This is a genomic window from Streptacidiphilus sp. MAP12-16, assembly GCF_041262165.1.
Taxonomy (GTDB): domain Bacteria; phylum Actinomycetota; class Actinomycetes; order Streptomycetales; family Streptomycetaceae; genus Streptacidiphilus.
The window spans coordinates 39,586-57,299 of sequence record NZ_JBGCBY010000024.1 but is presented as its reverse complement, the minus strand read 5'-3'; the positions used below and the strand labels follow the sequence as shown (position 1 = coordinate 57,299).

The 17,714-nt window shown below is 70.8% G+C and carries 11 protein-coding genes; 2 read left to right on the top strand and 9 right to left on the bottom strand.

Annotation, left to right across the window (positions count from 1 at the left end; translation table 11 throughout):
- Positions 1 to 61: 61 nt before the first annotated feature.
- From ABIA33_RS27535 to ABIA33_RS27515, 5 genes are all read right to left on the bottom strand, one after another.
- A complete protein-coding gene (locus tag ABIA33_RS27535) occupies positions 62 to 1,207 on the bottom strand; it encodes a M24 family metallopeptidase (protein WP_370085307.1) in 1,146 nt (381 codons plus the stop codon).
- 21 nt (positions 1,208 to 1,228) lie between these two features.
- Entirely contained in the window at positions 1,229 to 2,806 is a 1,578-nt protein-coding gene (locus ABIA33_RS27530) for a glycosyltransferase family 39 protein (protein ID WP_370085306.1), read from the bottom strand.
- On the bottom strand, positions 2,803 to 4,446 hold the full coding sequence (locus ABIA33_RS27525; RefSeq protein ID WP_370085302.1) for an ArnT family glycosyltransferase: 1,644 nt from the start codon (positions 4,444 to 4,446) through the stop codon (positions 2,803 to 2,805). Before ABIA33_RS27525 ends, ABIA33_RS27530 begins: the two co-directional genes overlap by 4 nt.
- Positions 4,447 to 4,525: 79 nt before the next feature.
- Positions 4,526 to 5,782, bottom strand: coding sequence for a glycosyltransferase (locus tag ABIA33_RS27520; protein ID WP_370085301.1), 1,257 nt, complete (start codon positions 5,780 to 5,782; stop codon positions 4,526 to 4,528).
- Between the two features lie 182 nt (positions 5,783 to 5,964).
- A complete protein-coding gene (locus ABIA33_RS27515; RefSeq protein WP_370085300.1) occupies positions 5,965 to 10,020 on the bottom strand; it encodes a beta strand repeat-containing protein in 4,056 nt (1,351 codons plus the stop codon).
- Positions 10,021 to 10,207: 187 nt separating this feature from the next.
- On the opposite strand from ABIA33_RS27515, the gene ABIA33_RS27510 reads away from it, so the two are divergent.
- Positions 10,208 to 10,579 (top strand): DUF952 domain-containing protein, encoded by a 372-nt coding sequence (locus ABIA33_RS27510; RefSeq protein WP_370085299.1) that lies wholly within the window; start codon positions 10,208 to 10,210, stop codon positions 10,577 to 10,579.
- Positions 10,580 to 10,797: 218 nt separating this feature from the next.
- Positions 10,798 to 12,933 (top strand): hypothetical protein, encoded by a 2,136-nt coding sequence (locus ABIA33_RS27505; RefSeq protein ID WP_370085298.1) that lies wholly within the window; start codon positions 10,798 to 10,800, stop codon positions 12,931 to 12,933.
- Positions 12,934 to 13,011: 78 nt separating this feature from the next.
- On the opposite strand, the gene ABIA33_RS27500 is transcribed toward ABIA33_RS27505, so the two are convergent.
- The 4 genes from ABIA33_RS27500 to scpB all read right to left on the bottom strand — a co-directional run bounded on the left by ABIA33_RS27500 (position 13,012) and on the right by scpB (position 16,981).
- A complete protein-coding gene (locus tag ABIA33_RS27500; RefSeq protein ID WP_370085297.1) occupies positions 13,012 to 14,508 on the bottom strand; it encodes an MFS transporter in 1,497 nt (498 codons plus the stop codon).
- A gap of 97 nt (positions 14,509 to 14,605) precedes the next feature.
- Positions 14,606 to 15,190: a TetR/AcrR family transcriptional regulator gene (locus tag ABIA33_RS27495; protein WP_370085296.1), complete on the bottom strand. Its 585-nt coding sequence runs from the start codon at positions 15,188 to 15,190 to the stop codon at positions 14,606 to 14,608.
- 4 nt (positions 15,191 to 15,194) lie between these two features.
- Positions 15,195 to 16,361 (bottom strand): pseudouridine synthase, encoded by a 1,167-nt coding sequence (locus ABIA33_RS27490; protein WP_370085295.1) that lies wholly within the window; start codon positions 16,359 to 16,361, stop codon positions 15,195 to 15,197.
- A gap of 62 nt (positions 16,362 to 16,423) precedes the next feature.
- On the bottom strand, positions 16,424 to 16,981 hold the full coding sequence (scpB, locus tag ABIA33_RS27485) for an SMC-Scp complex subunit ScpB (RefSeq protein WP_370085380.1): 558 nt from the start codon (positions 16,979 to 16,981) through the stop codon (positions 16,424 to 16,426).
- Positions 16,982 to 17,714: the final 733 nt, after the last annotated feature.

Here is a 17,714-nt window from a genome sequence, read left to right as displayed (position 1 = left end):
GCACCCGCTGCACCCGCTGCACCCGCTGCACCCGCTGCACCCGCTGCACCCGCACACCGAACTACGGGGCAAGCACCCGCAGCTCACGCGTCGTCAGGTTGAGGCGCTCGCCGCCCGACTCCGTGCAGACGGCGATGTCCTCGATCCGGGCGCCGAACCGGCCCGGGAGGTAGATCCCGGGCTCGATGGAGAAGGCCATGCCGGGCTCCAGCGCCCGGGACGAGCCGGCGACGATGTAGGGCTCCTCGTGGGTCTCCAGGCCGATGCCGTGCCCCGTGCGGTGGATGAAGCGGTCGCCGTATCCAGCCTCGGCGATCAGCTCGCGTCCCACGGCGTCCAGTTGCTCCGCCGTGATGCCGGGCCGGACCGCCTCGCATTGGGCGGTCTGGGCCGCCAGCAGGATCCCGAAGGCGTGCGGATAGTCGGCCGGGGGTTCGCCGACGCAGTAGTTGCGGGTGGAGTCGGAGCAGTAGCCGCTCGGCATGGTCCCGCCGATGTCGACCACGACCGGGTCGCCGGCCTGGATGACCCGGTCGGAGAGCTCATGGTGCGGGCTGGCCCCGTTCGGTCCCGAGGCGACGATGACGAAGTCCGTCGTGGCATGGCCCGCGGCGACGATGGCGTCGGCGATGTCCCGGCCCACCTCGCGCTCGGTGCGGCCGGCCCGCAGCCAGTCCCCCATCGCCGCGTGGACGGCGTCGATCGCGGCGCCGGCCGCCCGCAGTGCCTCGATCTCGTCGGCGGACTTCCGCATCCGCAATGCCGCCAGTACCTCGCCCGCGAGCGCCTGCTCCACGCCGGGCAGGGCGTCCCGGAAGGCCAGGACCTTCTCGGCCCACATGTGGTTGTCGACCCCGACCCTCCGCAGACCCCTTCCCGCGGACGGCAGCCGGGAGGCGACCAGCGCGTACGGGTCGTCGGTCTCGGGCCAGCCGACGATCTCCACGCCGAGGCCGCCGACCGGCGAAGCCTCGGCGGCGGGCTGCTCCAGCAGCGGGACGACGAGGAACGGCTCTCCCGCGGCCGGGGCGACCAGGCAGGTGAGCCGTTCCAGTGGCAACGCCTCGTACCCGGTCAGGTAGCGCAGGTCCGGACCGGGCGAGACCAGCAGGGCGTCCAGACCGGCATCGGCCGCCGCCTTCTGGGCGCGGACGATGCGGTCCGCCCCACTGGTCTCTTCAGGGAGGTGCTGAGTGTCATGGGCCATGCGCCCCAGTCCATCACGGCGTCAGGAACGTTGCCAGATGGAGTAGTACTGCACCCCGTGGCTGGTCTTCCCCGGCACCTTGGCGACCAGGTGGTAGCCACCGCCGGAGCCCTTGAGCGCGGTGGTGATCTGCGCGTCCACCGGCGCGGTCGGGCCGAAGTCCAGTACCACCAGGTCGAAGTAGCGGTCGTTGATGGCGGCCTGGTAGGCGGGCAGCCCGACCAGTGACTTCCCCGTCTTGTCCGTGTACTGGAAGAAGTACGTGGTCAGCCACTCGTACGGCTGCACCTGGTCGCCGAGGTAGTAGCGCGGTATCTCGTTCTCCTCGACGAGGTAGTGCTGCGGCCCCTGCTGCACCAGCGGGCGCAGCGCGGCGACCATGCCCGAGGAGTCGGGCCAGCCCTCGTACATCGGGCCGACCACGTGGTTCGCGTAGAAGGCGAGCAGCACGCAGACGCCGAGGGCGAGTCCGGGCACGGCCCTCAGGGCGGGGCGGAGCCCGGCCGTGCCGAGCCGGTCGAGGCGGGCGAGCCCGGCCAGGCCTGCCCCGGCGACCGGGGCTGCGAACAGCAGTCCGAAGCCGATGTGCTTGTGCAGGGACACCGAAGTGCCCAGGTGCGCCTGGTAGGCCGTCGCGAGCAGGGCGGTCCCGGTCAGGGCCGCGGCCAGCAGCACCGGTCCCGGCCTGCGCGCCTCCGGAGTGCGCCGGCGCGCCACGTAGACGCAGCCGATGGCCCCGAGCACGAACACCCAGCCGCCCCAGACCGCCGAGAGGCGCAGGATGTTGGACACCGGCTCCGCACCGGCGGCCCGGTTGACCGTCGTCTGCGACAGTCCGGCCCGCAGCTGCGGCCCGGCCAGGTCGAGACCCAGGGCGATCAGGCCGGCGACCGCGCCGCCGAGCAGCAGGCCCCGGACCGCGCCGCGCAGCCACACCCGTCGCCGGATCACGGCGGCCGTGGCGGGCACGGCCAGCACCGCGACGACGACCACGGTGGGCAGGTACAGCGTGGAGGCGTACTTGACCCCGGCCGCGAGCGCAAGTGGCGGCGCCGCCAGCAGCACCAGCGCCACCGGGCCCCTGGCGGTGCGGACCGCGATCCACAAGGCCAGTGCCAGGAGCAGGACCGCCGGGGCGTCGTAGGTGGCGAGCCTGCTCAGGAAGAGCGTCGGCGCGGCCACCGCGAACAGTCCGGCCGCGACGACGGCTGCGGGCTTGCCGTAGAGGCGTCGCGCGGTCATCCAGACGAACGCGGTCGCGCCGAGCATCGCCAGCAGGCTCAGGGCGCGGACGCCCTCCAGTCCGAAGGGGGTGTCGACGACGGCCGCGGCCACCGGATACAGGAAGGGCGCGCCCGAGAAGTAGCTGGCGTAGGTGTCGTAGGTCGGCGTCCCGTGCAGCAGGAAGTCGAGCTCCCGGTGGCCGGCGTAGACGTACAGCGCCTCGTCCTCGAACGCCGTGTTGGCGAGCTGGTAGGCGAGGAATACCTGCAGCAGCAGGATCAGCAGCAGCGGCAGCCGGTCGATCAGGGCGAGCTTGATCCTGGACGTCCTGGCGGGCGCCGGGGCGGGGACGCGTGTTTCGACTGCCGTGGTCACTGGCCACCCCCGGTGCGGTCGACCCGCAGGATCTGGATCTGCTGGTCGCCGGCGCCGAAGGTGGCGACGACCTTGGAGTGCGTCATGGCCGCGCGCACGATGGGCAGGCCGTTGGGGTCCTGCCGGATGATCGAGGTGGAGACGACGTAGTCGAGGTCCCGCCAGCCGTGCGGCAGGGTCTTGGTGACCGCGGGGTCGAGGTCGACCTTGTAGAACCAGATGGCGCCGAGTCCGGGTTGGAACCCGTCGTCGACCATGTCCGGCCACAGCGCGTCGTCGACCACTATCCGGGTGTGCGCCGGGTCCGCGATGTTGGCCTTCACCCAGGCTGACGCAGCGACGTAGTTGTCGTTGGTGGTGGAGGTGTCCGCGGTCTCGTCGCCGGTCTCCCAGAACGGCGCGACCAGGCCGACCGCGATCACCGCGGCGAAGGCGACCAGGTCGCGGCGGCCGAACCGGACCCGGGACAGGATGCGGAAGAAGCGGTTGTCGGGGCGGGGCACCAGCCGCCGGTGCGCGCCGACGGTCAGCACGGCCCTGACGCCCGCGTGGACCACCCCGGCGACGGCCAGGGCGAGGAAGGGAATGACCTGGATCACGTACATCGCGGGGAGGTAGCCGTTCGGCCGCGCCGCGACCACCAGCAGGATGACGGAGGCCACCGCGATCGGGCGCAGCCGCCGCACGGCCAGTGCCACCACCGAGGCGATGGCCCCGGCGTAGATCAGGATCGGGTCGCGGACCAGCCACCAGTGCATGGTCATGTTGGATACCGAGCCGCGCTGCAGGATGAAGCCGGAGCCGCCGCGTCCCAGCTGGTACTGGACGGCGCCGATCAGGGAGTTGTGGTTGGCGCCCGGCAGCAGCTCGCCCTTGAGTACGGCGTAGAGCACGTACTGCACGCCGATCAGGGAGAACGCCGCGGCGAAGCCGACCATGGAGAACTTGCGGGTGGCCCGGTCCGAGCCGCGCCAGACCGCCATCAGCAGCGCGGGGGCGACCACGACCATCGTCTCCTTGGAGAGGACGGAGACGGCCGCGCACAGCCCGGCGGCGATGTGGTGCCAGAGGTGGCGCCGCGGGGACAGTGCCAGGACGAAGGCGGCGAGCATCCAGACCACCGCGAAGTTGTCGAGGTAGATCTCGCGCTGCATGGTGACCGACAGCGGGGAGAGACCGAACACGACGGTGGCGAGGGCCGCTGCCCAGCGCGGCAGGTCGAGCCTGCGGGCGAGCAGGTAGACCAGCGCGGAGCCGGCCGCGGTGACCGGGAGCATGATGACGCGCGCGTGCATCACGACCTGGGAGCCGTGGTCGAAGAGCGCCGGTATCCAGGAGAGCATCGCGATCTGGATCCAGCCCAGCGGGGGATGGTCGTACCAGTAGCTGTAGTGGGCCAGGCCGTGTCCGTGCTGGATGGCCCAGGCCTGGGCCAGGTAGGTCCCCTCGTCGTCGCTCACGGTCGGGAAGTTGCCGATGTTGACTGCCTGGACGGCCACGATCGCGATCACCAGCGCGACGACGATCACCGCGTCGATGTGGCCCGCGAGGAAGCGGGTCAGCCGCGCCGGTGCCGGTGCGACTGCCTCCTCGAACTCGTTCGGGTCCTGTTCCGTTCTCTGTTCGATGACAACCGTCATCGCATCCATCCCCCTCCTGGCCGGCGCTCAGCGCGCCGGCAGCTACCTGACTGCCCGTCCCCAGCCCTGTGAAGGACCGTCAGGACGTGGCCTCTACCTCGCTGACCAGGTGCGCTCCGACGTGCTTGGTCAGCTCCCAGTCCTTCCTGCCACGCATCTCCCGCCAGACCGCGCGCAGCGCCGCGCCGGCCAGGATGAGCTGGTAGAAGGGCCCCCCGATGATCAGCTTTGCGTAGTGCACAAACGTGACGTGCAGTTGGTACTGCTTTCCGAAGTCGTGGAGTCCGACCACCTCGAAAGCGAAGGTGGCGGTCATCGGGATCAGCGGCGAGAAGGACACCAGGGCCACCACGATGGAGACCTGGGAGAAGATCGCGATGGCGATCCCGACCAGGATCAGCAGACCGGAGAAGGCCTGGATGAACGGGGTGACCAGGGTGTAGCGGGCCAGCAGGCGCTGGCGGAACGTGGGCAGGCGCTTCCAGTCCTGCTTGCGGTAGACCTGCAGGAAGCCCTGGTTCCAGCGGGTCCGCTGCTTGAACAGCGAGACCACCGAGCCCGGGGTCTCCTCCTTGGTCACCATCTCGGAGTCGTAGGCGACGACGACCTTCGCGCCCTGGCTGGACAGCCGGACGCCCAGGTCGCAGTCCTCGGCGAGGCAGTCGGCGTCCCAGCCGTCGTTGGCGCGCAGCAGCGGCGTGCGCACGAACACGGTGTTGCCGCCGAGCGGGATGAAGCCCTTGGCCGCGTGCAGGTGCAGCCGGCTGCGGAACCAGAAGAAGTACTCCAGGCAGTTGCGCAGGCTGTACCAGCTGGAATGGAAGTTGATCAGCTGGACGCCGCCCTGGACCACGTCCGCCTCGGTGTCCCGGAAGGCGTGGTCGACGTGGGCGAGCAGGTCGGGGTGCACCTGGTCCTCGGCGTCGAAGACTCCGACGACGTCGCCGCGACAGTGCGGCAGCGCGGAGTTGAGAGCCTTCGGCTTGTTCTTCTTCTCGTGGGTGTCGGTGACGACGGAGACCAGCCCCGGGTGCGCGGCCGCGAGGCGGTGCGCGACGGCGGCCGTGTCCGGGTCGTCGTGGCCGACGATGACGATCACCTCGTAGTCGGTGTGGCTGGACTCCAGCAGGCGCAGCACGGTGTGTTCCAGCACCTCCTGCTCGTGTCTGGCCGGAACCAGCAGCGAGAAGGACAGCGCCCCGGTGCCGTCCGGGTCCGCGAAGCGGGTGGCGGCGAGGGTCTCCGGGGTGCGCCAGGCGTGGAGCATCCACCAGAGCGTGAAGACGGCGACGGCGAAAAGGGCAAGCGAGCACAACACGATGAGCGTTGAAACCATTGAACGTGTCCCCCCTGAAGGACCCCGGCGGGCCGCGATCAGGGAGCCATTCTGTCCAGAGCTGCGGCCCGCCGGGGCTACTTCATCAGCTATTGACCGGTACTTAACGTGACCGACCCCGGGTGCATGCGAATTCCTTGCCCAGGGCTCATACAGCCCTGGGCAAGGAGACTCACGGTGGGTCAGGAGGTGTAGCTGATGGTCGGCGCGGAGACCGCGAAGGTGTCGGTGGATGCGCCGACTCCGGCGGTGAACGCGGCAAGCACCTTGCTCGGCAGGGTCACCGCGACGTCCAGCACCTGGCTGCCGTCGATCTTCACCACGAGGTGGCTCGCCGCGGTGACGGTGATGTCGATCAGGTGCGTGGCCCCCTGCAGGGCCGGGATCGAGGTGTTGTTGCCGAGCGGCGTGAACGCGGACGATCCGACCGTGGCCGTGGCGACCCCGACCACGGGCGCGGTGCCCGAGCCGAAGTTGGCGAACACGCACAGCCCGGTGACGACGGCGTTGAGGCCGGACACACCGAGCCCGCTGCCGTCGTGTCCCAGTGACGTCGAGGTGCTGGTCGATGCGTCCAGCAGCGAGAAGGTCATCCCGTCGCCGGTCGCCGCACTGGTTCCGGTGATCTGCTCGGTGAACGTCGCGTGCAGGCCGATCGGTGACATGGCCTTGCTGTTGACGATCGCGCCCTTGGAGGAGTGCATCCCGTCCTTGGTCAGCGAGACCACGCCGGCGCTCGAGGTGGCCACGCCGTTGAGGTGCCAGGAGGTGTCGGTGAAGCCGGGCAGGTTGCCTCCGGCGGAGGCGGGCTGGCCGGTGCCGGACAACGAGACGGTGACCGTCCCGCTGGTGGTGGTGACCGCGAAGGTGCTGTTCTGCGCCCCTGTCAGGGTGGGTGCGAAGGCCACCGGCACGGTGACCTTGCCCCCGACCGGGACCGCCGTGCCGACGGCGGGCAGGGTCGCGGTGAACGGCGCGGTCGGCGCGGTGACCGCCGTGACGGCCTCGGTGACCGTGCCGTTGTTGACCAGGGTCACCGACTGGTTGGCGGTGGTACCCAGGGTCGCCGAGCCGAAGCTGACGACGCTGGGGGTCGGGGTGAGCGGCTGCGGTCCGGTGTTGGCCGCGGGCGGGGTGACGGTGATTCCGCTGACCGCGTGGATGTCGGTGCTGGCACCGGTGGCGCCGGTGAAGCCGACATAGGCGTTGGTGGGGATCACACCGGTGGCCGGAACGTAGTCGAGCAGTTGGGCGCCGTCCACGGAGACCTTGATGTGCCCGCCGGCGACGGTGACCGCGACCGGATGGGTTCCGGTCTCCAGCGACGTCGGGATCTTGGCGTAGGCGAGATAGCTGACGTTGTCCTTGCCGGTACCGGGGCCCTGGGCGATGCCGACGAAGTTGCCCATGCCGGTCTGCCCGCTCCAACTGCTGGAGAGGACCACACCGAGGCCGGTCAGGCCGGAGAAGCCCATGCCGCCGCCGTTGACGCCGACGCCGGTGGCCGTGCCCTTGGTCGAGTCGACCAGCGCGAAGGACATGCCGTCTCCGCCGGTCCCGCCGCTGGACTGCGCGGTGAACGAGGCGGTCAGGCCGTCGGTCGCGACCGGGCTGCTGTAGAAGGCCGACCCGGCCTGGCCCGTCGTCGCGGGCGTGAGCTGGATCGCCCCTGCGGACTGCGTGGCCGAGCCGTTGACCTGCCAGCCGGTCGGCGGCGCGGGCAGCGAGGCGACGCCGGTTCCGGTCAGTTGGACGTAGAGCGCGCCCTGGCCGGTGTTGCCGGTGATCTCGTAGCTGTCCGCGGCGGCGCCGACCGCCGCGGGCGTGAACACGACCGGGACGACCACGGACTGGTTCGGGCCGATCACGGTGCCTTCGGCGATCGCGTTGGGCGAGCTGAAGGTCCCGACCGGGGCCTTCGCCTTGTTGAGCGTCACCGGGACGTTGCCGTCGTTGGTGACGGTGAAGGAGAGCGGCGCCGAGCTGGTGCCGACCGGGATGGAGCCGAAGGCCAGAGTCGTCGGAGTGATCGTCAGATGGCCCTGCCCGGTGACGGCCGAGCCGCTCAGCGGGACCGAGAAGGTGCCGGAGGTGGAGGTGACCGACAGGGTGTCCGTGCTCGAACCGGCCACGGTCGGGCTGTAGGTCACCGATTCGATGAAGGAGTTCCCGGGAGCGATCACGGTGCCTGCGGCCGGGGCGCCGGTGACGCTCCAGGGCGCGGCGGGTGTGCTGGTCGAACTGATGGTCTCGTTGCCGGTGCCGGTGTTGGTGAACTGGACGCTGGCCGAGATCGGGACCCCGGTCGGCTGGTTGGCGAAGCTCACCGAGCCGGGTGTGGTGGACAGGCCGGCCTTGACGCCGGTGCCGGTGACCGAGAAGCCGACCGTGCCCGCGTCGGTGACGATGTTGACGATGCCGCTGGCGGAGCCGGCCGTGGTCGGAGTGTAGGTGACCGGGATCGACAGGGTGGCTCCGGCCGCCATCGCGTAGGGCAGCGTGGGCGCGGTCGCGGCGAACGGCGCGGCCGCGGTGATGCCGGTGACGTTCAGCGCCTTGGTGGCGGTGACGGTCAGCGTGCCGCTGCCGCTGGCACCGACGTTGACGCTGCCGATGGCGACCGGCGAGCCGGTCAGCGCGGAGGCGGCGGGACGGCCGAAGGCCAGCAGGTGTCCGTCGCGGCTGCCGATGTAGACACGGCCGTTGCTGGTCGCGGGGGTAACGAACTTGGGTGCGACACCGATCGGCCCGGACCACAGCAGGGTCAGCGTGCCGTCCGGGTTGGGCGTGCCATTGTAGGCGTAGAGCGTGCCGCTGTTGCCGTACATGTCGGCCGCACGCTCGACCCAGACCACGGAACTGCCCGCAGTGGTGCCGGTGGAGGTGACGACCGGGGAACCCTCGGACAGGTAGCCGAAGTTGACGGCGCCCTGGCCGGTGAGGGCCAGCGCGGGGTTGCCCGAGCCGTCGGTGCCGAGCTTGAACGCCTGCAGCGGGCCGCCGTTTCCGGAGTAGTAGACGTAGGCGCCGCTGCCGCTGCCGCCCCAGAACGCCGGGTGGCAGTAGCAGCCCTGGTACGGGCCGAGGGTCTGCACGTTCGCGTCGGTGCCGCCGGTGCCCTGGGAGTGGCCGCCGAGGTTGTCCCGGTTGAGCAGGAAGATCCGGCCGTCCTTGCCCTCTTCGACGGCGAGGTGCGGGATCGCGGTGGTGCCGTACGCGTCGGGGAGCGCCATGACGCCGCCGGAGCCGAGGTCCCGGTCGTTCTGGTCGAGGAACGCCGCGTCGGAGGGGCTGAAGAAGTCGGTGGCGGCCAGCGAGCCGTCGGACTTCACGCCGAGGCTGATCACGGACTCGGACATGCTCGCGGGAGGGGCGTTGCCCGGGCCGACCGGCGGGGACACTCCGTTTCCGGTGGAGAACATGATGTGGCCCGAGGAGTCGGCGACCAGTCCGCCGCCACCCGACCAGATGCCGCCGCCCTTGTTCGCGGTGCCGACCTCGTCGACCCACAGGGCGGTCTGGGTACCTGCGGTGGAGACCCCGGCCACGTAGCCCCGCCAGTTGCCGTGGTCGCAGACCGAGCCGAAACCGGCGTAGATGACGCCGTTCAGCAGCAGCAGTCCGGGGCGCTGGCCCTCGTCCACCGGGTTGAAGACGGAGGAGGCGTCGTTGGACGGCGAGCCGCCGATGACGACCGGGAAACCCGCCTTCTCGGCCCCGGTGGCGGGGTCGACCGCGTGCATCTTCCAGGTGGGGGCGTCATGGTACTGGCCGCCGTCCTCCTTGGAGGTCAGGTACACATAGCCGGAGGCGGGGTCGTACACCGGGGTGGAGGTGATCCCGATGTAGGGAGCGAGGTCGCCGCAGGACCAGGTCGCGCCCGGTTTGGTCACCCCGGACGCGGGCCAGGGGGCGCCGTAGGTGTCGGTCCACTTGATCGCGCCCGTGGCGGGGTCGAGTCCGTAGACGTGGTTGGTCTCGGTGCCCACCACGACGGTGTTGCCGGTGACCACGGGCGAGGCGTAGACCTGCCCGTCGAGGGCGGTGGAGAACTGCTGGCCGAAGTCCGAGGACGTGACCTGGGCGGGAGTGAGGCCCGGCTCGTTCGGGTCCCAGCCGGTGCGGTAGGTGTCCTGGGAGATGGTGGTCACGTCCGCGTGCGCCGACGGCGCGACGACGGTGGAAACAGTAAGAGCCGTGAAGGCGGTGAGGATGAGGCTCATAGCCCCGGCGGACATGCGTCTGATGGTGTTCGGCACTCTCGGAAACCCCCCTGGGTCCTGTTTGGCTGACCGCGGCTCCCCCGCCGAACCGGACAACTCTGGGAGCACGGTAGCCAAAGATCATGGACCTTGATGGCGTTTCTGTGTGTTTCTTTGGTTTCGCCCGGGTGACCAAGTGGCAGCGATCGGGTACAACCGGAGCATGCTGATGCACCTGACGACGCTCGACGGCTGGCTGGCGCACCCCGACCGCCCGTACGCCCCGGCCTCCCTGGCGCTGGAGGGCTTCATCCACTGCTCCGCGGACGAGGCGATGGTGCTCGCCGTCGCCAACGACCGCTTCGCTCGAACGCCGGGCCCGCTGATGGTGCTGCTGATCGACGAGGACGCACTGGACTCTCCGGTCCGCTGGGAGCCGGGCGTCCCTCCGGCCGGGGCGGGGGCGGCGGACAACACCGCGGAGGTGCTGTTCCCGCACATCTACGGCCCGGTGAACCGTGCCGCGGTGGCCGGGATGCTGGAGGTCGAGCGGGACGCCGGCGGACGCTGGGCCACCCTCGCCCTCTGGAGTTGACGGATCGTCATCCACCGTGGCAGGGCGGCCTCCCCGCCTGCCTGATCCACCTGCCGTTAACCTTCTTCTTACCTTAGGTGACCCAAACGCACCCTGTTGCGTTGGGTTTCGCTGTGGAACTCTGATGCGCGTGCGACGGGGGGCGCAAGGGTGCTCCCGCAGACCACGATCTACGCGCGTCATCACCGGCGCGCGACCGCGTCCACAGAGGGAGCAGGATGCGCACCAGAAAGGTACTGGCGCTGGCGCTGGCCGCCGGGCTGGGAGTGGGGGCCCTGTCGGCCACCACCGCCTCGGCGACGGCGGGACCCGCACCGAGGAGTGACCACGGCATGCAGTCGGGCTGTCAGCTCTCCGCCGGGGGGCGCGACGTCAGCCACGTGATCTACCTGCAGTTCGACAACGTCCACTTCACCAGGGACAACCCCAACGTCCCCTCGGACCTCGAGCAGATGCCCCACCTGCTCAACTTCCTGCAGAGCAACGGTGTGGTGGACACCAACCACCACACCCCCCTGATCGCACACACCGGAAACGACATCCTCACGTCGCTGACCGGCCTCTACGGCGACCGCCACGGCCAGCCGGTATCCAACTCGTACCGCTACTACAACCCGGACGGGACCTCCAACTCGGCGAGCAGCTTCGCCTACTGGACCGACGGCGTCGCCGACAACTCGGTGCCCACCCCGAGCGACTCCGCTTACACCATGACCGGCCAGGACGGGAAGAACACCCCGGCCCCGTGGACCGCCTACACCAAGGCCGGATGCGACTTCGGCGCGGTGTCCGCGGCGAACACCATCCTGGAGAACACCACGGTCGACATCAACAAGGTCTTCGGCGCCAACTCCCCCGAGGCGGCCGAGGCCAAGGCCAACCAGTCCATGGCCCAGGCCGACTACGTGGGCATCGGCGTCCACTGCGCCCAGACCTCGACGGTCTGCGCCAAGGGCGGCGCCCGCGCCGACCTGCTGCCCGACGAGCCCGGCGGCTACAACGGCTACCAGGCGCTGTTCGGCGCCAAGGCGGTGGACCCGGCGATCGCCCCCGGCGGCGTGGTCGACTCCACCGACGGCAAGCAGATCGCCGACTACAAGGGCAACCCGGGCTTCCCCGGCTTCGACGCCATGACGGCGAACAACTCCCTCGGCTACGTCGCCCAGATGCAGGAGGCCGGCGTCCCGGTCACCTACGCCTACATCTCCGACGCGCACGACCAGCACGGTGCCAACAGCGGTGCCTACGGCCCCGGCCAGGCCGGGTACGTGTCCGCCCTCAAGTCCTACGACGACGCCTTCGGCAACTTCTTCACCCGGCTGTCCAAGGACGGCATCAACGCGTCCAACACCATGTTCGTGGTGACCTCGGACGAGAACGACCACTTCGTCGGCGGCGCGCCCACCCCGGCGAACTGCGACGGCGTCACCGTCCCGTGCAGCTACGCCCAGATCGGCGAGGTCAACGCCAACTCCCGTGGCCTGCTGGCCACCCAGCAGGGCGTGACCACCCCGTTCCAGGTGCACGCGGACTCCGCGCCGAACTTCTACCTCAACGGGAACCCGGCGCAGACCGCGCCCACCACCCGGGCGTTCGAGCAGGCCTGGTCGAAGGTGACCGCGACGAACCCGATCACCGGGACGACCGGCGCGATCAACAACTACCTCGCCGACCAGACCGAGATGAAGTTGCTGCACATGGTCAGCGGCGACCCGCTGCGAACCCCGACCTTCACCTCCTTCGCCGATCCCAACTACTACGTCTACGCGGGCGCATCGAGCTGCGCCTCGCCGTGCGTGGCACTGGGCCCGGCGTTCGCATGGAACCACGGTGACTTCGCCAGCGACATCAACACCACCTGGCTCGGCCTGGTCGGACCCGGCGTGCGCAAGCTCGGCCTGGACGACAAGGTCTGGTCCGACCACACCGACATCCGGCCGACCATGCTGGCGCTGCTCGGCCTGACCGACAGCTACCGCAGCGACGGCCGGGTGCTCACCGAGTTCATCAAGCACGACGCACTCTCCGGATCGCTGGCCGACCACACCGACTCGTACCAGCGGCTCGCCGCCGCGTACAAGCAGCTCAACGCCGGTGTGGGCCAGTTCGCTGCGGCCACGCTCACCCTCTCCAACAAGGGTGTCGCCTCGAACACCCCCGGCGACGCCACCTACACCGCGACCGAGGCGCAGCTCGCCGCTCTCGGCACCGCCCGCGACCAGCTCAGCTCGCAGATCGCGCAGCTGCTGGACGACGTCGCGTTCCACGACGGCCGGATCAACCGGCACCAGGCAGGGACGCTGCAGCAGAAGGCGGAGGCGCTGATCAAGCAGGCGCAGCAGGCCGCCGCCTAACGCTGACGCTTCGTCAGCAGGCAGGAGGAGGCCCCGTACGCACCGGTCGATCCGGCGGGTACGGGGCCTTCCCGCACGTCACATGTGAACGGCGACCGGGGCGTCGGGGTCCTGCTGGACCCGGCCGCGGCGGTAGAGCACCGCCGTCAGCAGCAGGCCCACCGCGAAGAACCCGGCCGACCACCAGTAGGCGGTGGAGTAACTGTGCAGCTGCGCCTGGGCGATCACCTGCGGGCCCGGCTGCCTGCCCTTCAGATAGTCGGTGGCAGCGCTCGCGGCGAGGGTGTTCAGCAGCGCGGTGCCGATGGATCCGCCGATCTGCTGCATGGTGTTGACCGCGGCGGAGGCGACTCCGGCGTCCTCGGGGCCGATCCGGTCGGTGGCCAGGCTCATCGCCGGGGGCAGCACCAGGCCGAGGCCGAGGCCGGTGACCACCAGCGCGGGGAGCACACTGGCCGCGTAGCCGCTGGTCATGTCGAGGCCGGTGAGCCAGACCATGCCCGCCGCTGCCAGGCCCATGCCGAGCGGGACGACCGGCTTGGGCCCGATCCGGGGGATGAGCAGGTTGGTGGAGAGCTGGGCGGTGACCATCAGCGCGCCGATCATCGGCAGAAAGGCCAGTCCTGTGCTCACCGGGCTGTAGTGCCGCGACGCCTGCAGGTAGTAGGTCAGGAACAGGAAGACCCCGAACATGCCCGCGCCGGAGATGGCCACCGCGAGGAAGGACGCGCCCCGGTTGCGGTCGAGCAGGACCCGCAGCGGCAGCAGCGGGTGCGCGGCGCGGGTCTGCCACCAGCCGAAGACCGCCAGCAGGACGCCTCCTGCCGCCAGGAAGCCCCAGGTCTGCGGCGAGGACCAGTGGTGCGTCTCGGCGTTGGAGAATCCGTAGACCAGCCCGAACAGTCCGGCCGAGACGAGCACGGTGCCCGGCAGGTCGAGCTTGGGGCGGTTCGCCGGAGCGCCGCGCCTGAGCAGGACCACTCCCCCGGCGAAGGCCAGCACGGCGAAGAGCAGGTTCACGTAGAGGGTCCAGCGCCAGCTGAGGTGCTCCGTGAGCAGGCCGCCGAGCAGCAGGCCGATGCCGCCGCCGGCACCGGCGATGGCACCGAAGATGCCGAACGCCTTGGCTCGTTCCCTGGCCTCGGTGAAGGTCGTGTTGAGCAGGGACAGCGCGGCGGGCGCGAGCAGCGCGCCGAACAGGCCCTGCAGGGCCCGGCCGGTCACCAGGACCTCGAAGTTCCCGGCGGCGCCGGCGAGGGCGGAGGCGGCGGCGAAGCCGACCACGCCCACCAGGAAGACGATCTTTCGGCCGATCAGATCGGCCAGCCGCCCGCCGAGCAGCAGCAGGCTGCCGAACGCGAGCGAGTAGGCGGTGACGACCCACTGCCGGTCGCTGTCGGAGAAGCCCAGGTCCCGCTGGGCCGAGGGCAGGGCGATGTTCACGATGGTGGCGTCGAGCACGACCATCAGCTGGGCGAGGCCGATGACGGCCAGCACCCACCAGCGGTGCGCGGGGGCGGACCCCGCGCCGGGCGAGGTGTCGACGCGTGCGTCGACGGTGGTGGTCTGGGTCATGGCCCCTCCAGAACGAAACGGTTTCGTACAGACCCAAGGTACGACGCCACTTATCGAAACGCAAACGTTTCGTTAAGTGGCGGGCTTCGTGGTGGTGTCAGCTGTTCCGCAGCGCGGGCAGGACCACCGCGTCCACGTAACGGATCATGTAGTCGGCGTCCGCGAACCGGTCCTCAAGGATCTTCCGGGACGGCAGCGCCCCGAGCAGCATGTGGGCGAAGAACTCCGCCGCCGCCGCGTCCGCCCGGACCTCGCCGCGATCCACGGCCCGCTGCAGCAGCCCGTCCAGCACCGCCCGCTCGGGTTCGACCAGCATCTCCCGCAGCGCGGCGGCGAGATCGGCGTTCTGCTGGACGGCGTGACCGATCGCGCTCAGGAAGACCGTGTCCTTGGCGGCCGCCGAACCGAGCTGGCGGGCCAGCTCGTGCAGGTCGCCGCGCAGACTGCCGGTATCGATGTGCTGCATCGCCACCGGCGCCGTGTGCCGCATCGCCGCCGCGACCAGCTGCGGCTTCCCCTGCCACTGCCGGTACAGGGTCGCCTTGCTGGAACGGCTGCGGGCCGCGACGGCGTCCATGGTCAGGGCCTCGTAGCCGACCTCACGGACCAGGTCGATCACGGCCTGGTAGAGCTCGGCCTCCCGCTCGCTGCTCAGGCGGGAACGGCGCGCCGTCGCGGTCATCCGGCTACAGCCCGACGGACTTCATCAGCTGGCCGACCTCCGGGTTGGTGAGGCGGCGCAGCCAGCCCGACTTCTGGTCGCCCAGCGGGATCGGGCCGAACTGCACCCGGACCAGCTTCTCGACCGGGAAGCCCATCTCCGCCAGCAGGCGGCGCACGATGTGCTTGCGGCCCTCGTGCAGGCTGATCTCGACCAGGTAGTTCTTGCCGACGTTCTGGACGACCTTGAAGCTGTCGGCACGGGCCCAGCCGTCCTCCAGCTCGATGCCCTTGGCGAGCTGCTTGCCGAGGTCACGCGGGATCGGGCCCTGGATCGCGGCCAGGTACGTCTTGGCAACGCCGTACTTGGGGTGGGTGAGACGGTGCGCCAGCTCGCCGTGGTTGGTGAGCAGGATGATGCCCTCGGTCTCGGTGTCCAGGCGTCCGACGTGGAACAGCCGGGTCTCCCGGTTGTTGACGTAGTCGCCGAGGCACTGGCGGCCGTCCGGGTCCTCCATCGTGGCCACGACGCCGACCGGCTTGTTCAACGCGAAGAAGAGGTACGACTGGGTGGCGACGGTCAGGCCGTCCACCTTGATCTCGTCGTGGGCCGGGTCGACCCGCTTGCCCTGCTCGCGCACGCGCTCGCCGTTGACCTCGACGCGGCCCTGGTCGATCAGTTCCTCGCAGGCGCGACGGCTGCCCATGCCCGCACGGGCCAGGACTTTCTGCAGCCGCTCGCCCTCGGGCTCGCCGTGGGTCTTCGGCAGCTTGACCGCGGGCTTGTCGTGCCGGGCCCGAACCGCGTCCTCGACCTTGGCCTGCAGCTCGCGGGAGCGCACCGGCTTCGCCGGGCCGCGCTTGGCACCCGCGCCGCCGCCGAGACCGCCGGGGCGGATCTGGCCCACCGAGCGTCCCTGACCCGCCGGGCGCGCACCGAACTCCGGGCGGTCGTACGAGCGCTGCTCGGGACGCGGCGCCTCCTTCTCCCAACCACTGCCACTGCGGCGCTGGCCGCCCTGCTGGGCACCCTGCTGGCCGCCGCGCCCTCCGGCCGCACCACGGGCGCCACCGGCTCCGCGAGCGCCGCTGTTGCCGCCACCACCGCTGCGCTGGCTCCCGCCGCGCCCACTGCCCCCGGCGCTACCGCCGCCGCTGCTGTTCCTACCGTTACTGCCGTTACCGCTACGCATCAAGAAGTCCGTTGTCGAGTCCGTCGTCGGGGCCGCGTCCCAGGGCGGGTGTCACTGCCTGTTCACCTGCTCCGTGCGACCGCCTCGGCAATCGCGGAGCCCTCCTGCGAGTCCGCTTCCACGTCGTCGGCCTCTGGCAGGAAGGGGGCCAGCTCCGGCAGCTCGTCCAGGCCGCGCAGCCCCATCCGTTCCAAAAATTGTTGCGTCGTCCGGTAGAGGATCGCTCCTGTTTCCGGTTCGGACCCGGTCTCCTCGACCAGACCCCTCTGTACCAGGGTACGCATTACGCCGTCACAGTTCACACCACGGACAGCGGATACCCGGGAACGGGACACCGGCTGGCGGTAGGCGATGACCGCGAGGGTCTCCAGCGCGGCCTGGGTGAGGCGGGCGTGCTGGCCGTCCAGCACGTAGCGGTCAACGGCGGGCGCGCAGGTGGCGCGGCTGTAGAAGCGCCAGCCGCCGGCGACCAGACGCAGGTCAAAGCCCCGTCCCTGGGCGGTGTACTCGTCGGCGAGCTCGCGCAGGGCGGCGGCAACGGCGCGCTTGGGGCGCTCCAGCACTTCTGCGAGGTGCGCGACCGTCGCGGGCTCGTCGACGATCATCAGGATCGCCTCCAGCGCGGGCTTGAGCGGCGTGGCCGCGACGGCGGAGGGGAGCGGGGCAGCGGGCGCCGGGGCGGCGGGGAGCGGGGCAGCGGGTAGCGGTGGAGGGGTGGGAAGCGGGTGGGGTTCGGGCACGGGCAGGGGCGAAGGAGCGGGCGGGAGCGGTGGCGGCGCGGGGGCCGGCGCCGCCGGGTCGGGCATGGGGTTCGGCGTCGGCTCGGGCTCCGGAACCGGGGCGGGCCCAGGGGGCGGGGCAGGAAGGGGCTGCGGATCCGGGTACGGCTCGGGGCTGGGCTCCGGCTCCGGGACCGGCACGGGACCAGGGCTCGGCATGGGACCGGGGCTCGGCTCGGGACCGGGGCTCGGCTCGGGACCGGGCTGCGGGCTCGGCTCGGGAATCGGGGCTGGGCCGGGCTCGGGGCGCGGTGCTGGGCTCGGCTCGGGAATCGAGCTCAGGCTGAGGCCGGGGGCAGACTCGTGCTCGCGCTCGGGGGGCTGGACGGGGTCGGGCTGGACGGGGTCGGGGCTCGGCGCCGGGCTCGGCTCGGGAATGGAGCTCAGGCTGAGGCCGGGGACAGACTTCTGCTCGCGCTCGGGCTGGGCGTCCTCGGGCTGGACGGGGTCGGGGCTGGGCCCCGGGCTCGGCTCGGGAATCGAGCTCAGGCTGAGGCCTGGGACAGACTTCTGCTCGCGCTCGGGCTGGACGGGGTCGGGGCTCGGGGCCGGGCTCGGCTCGGGAATGGAGCTC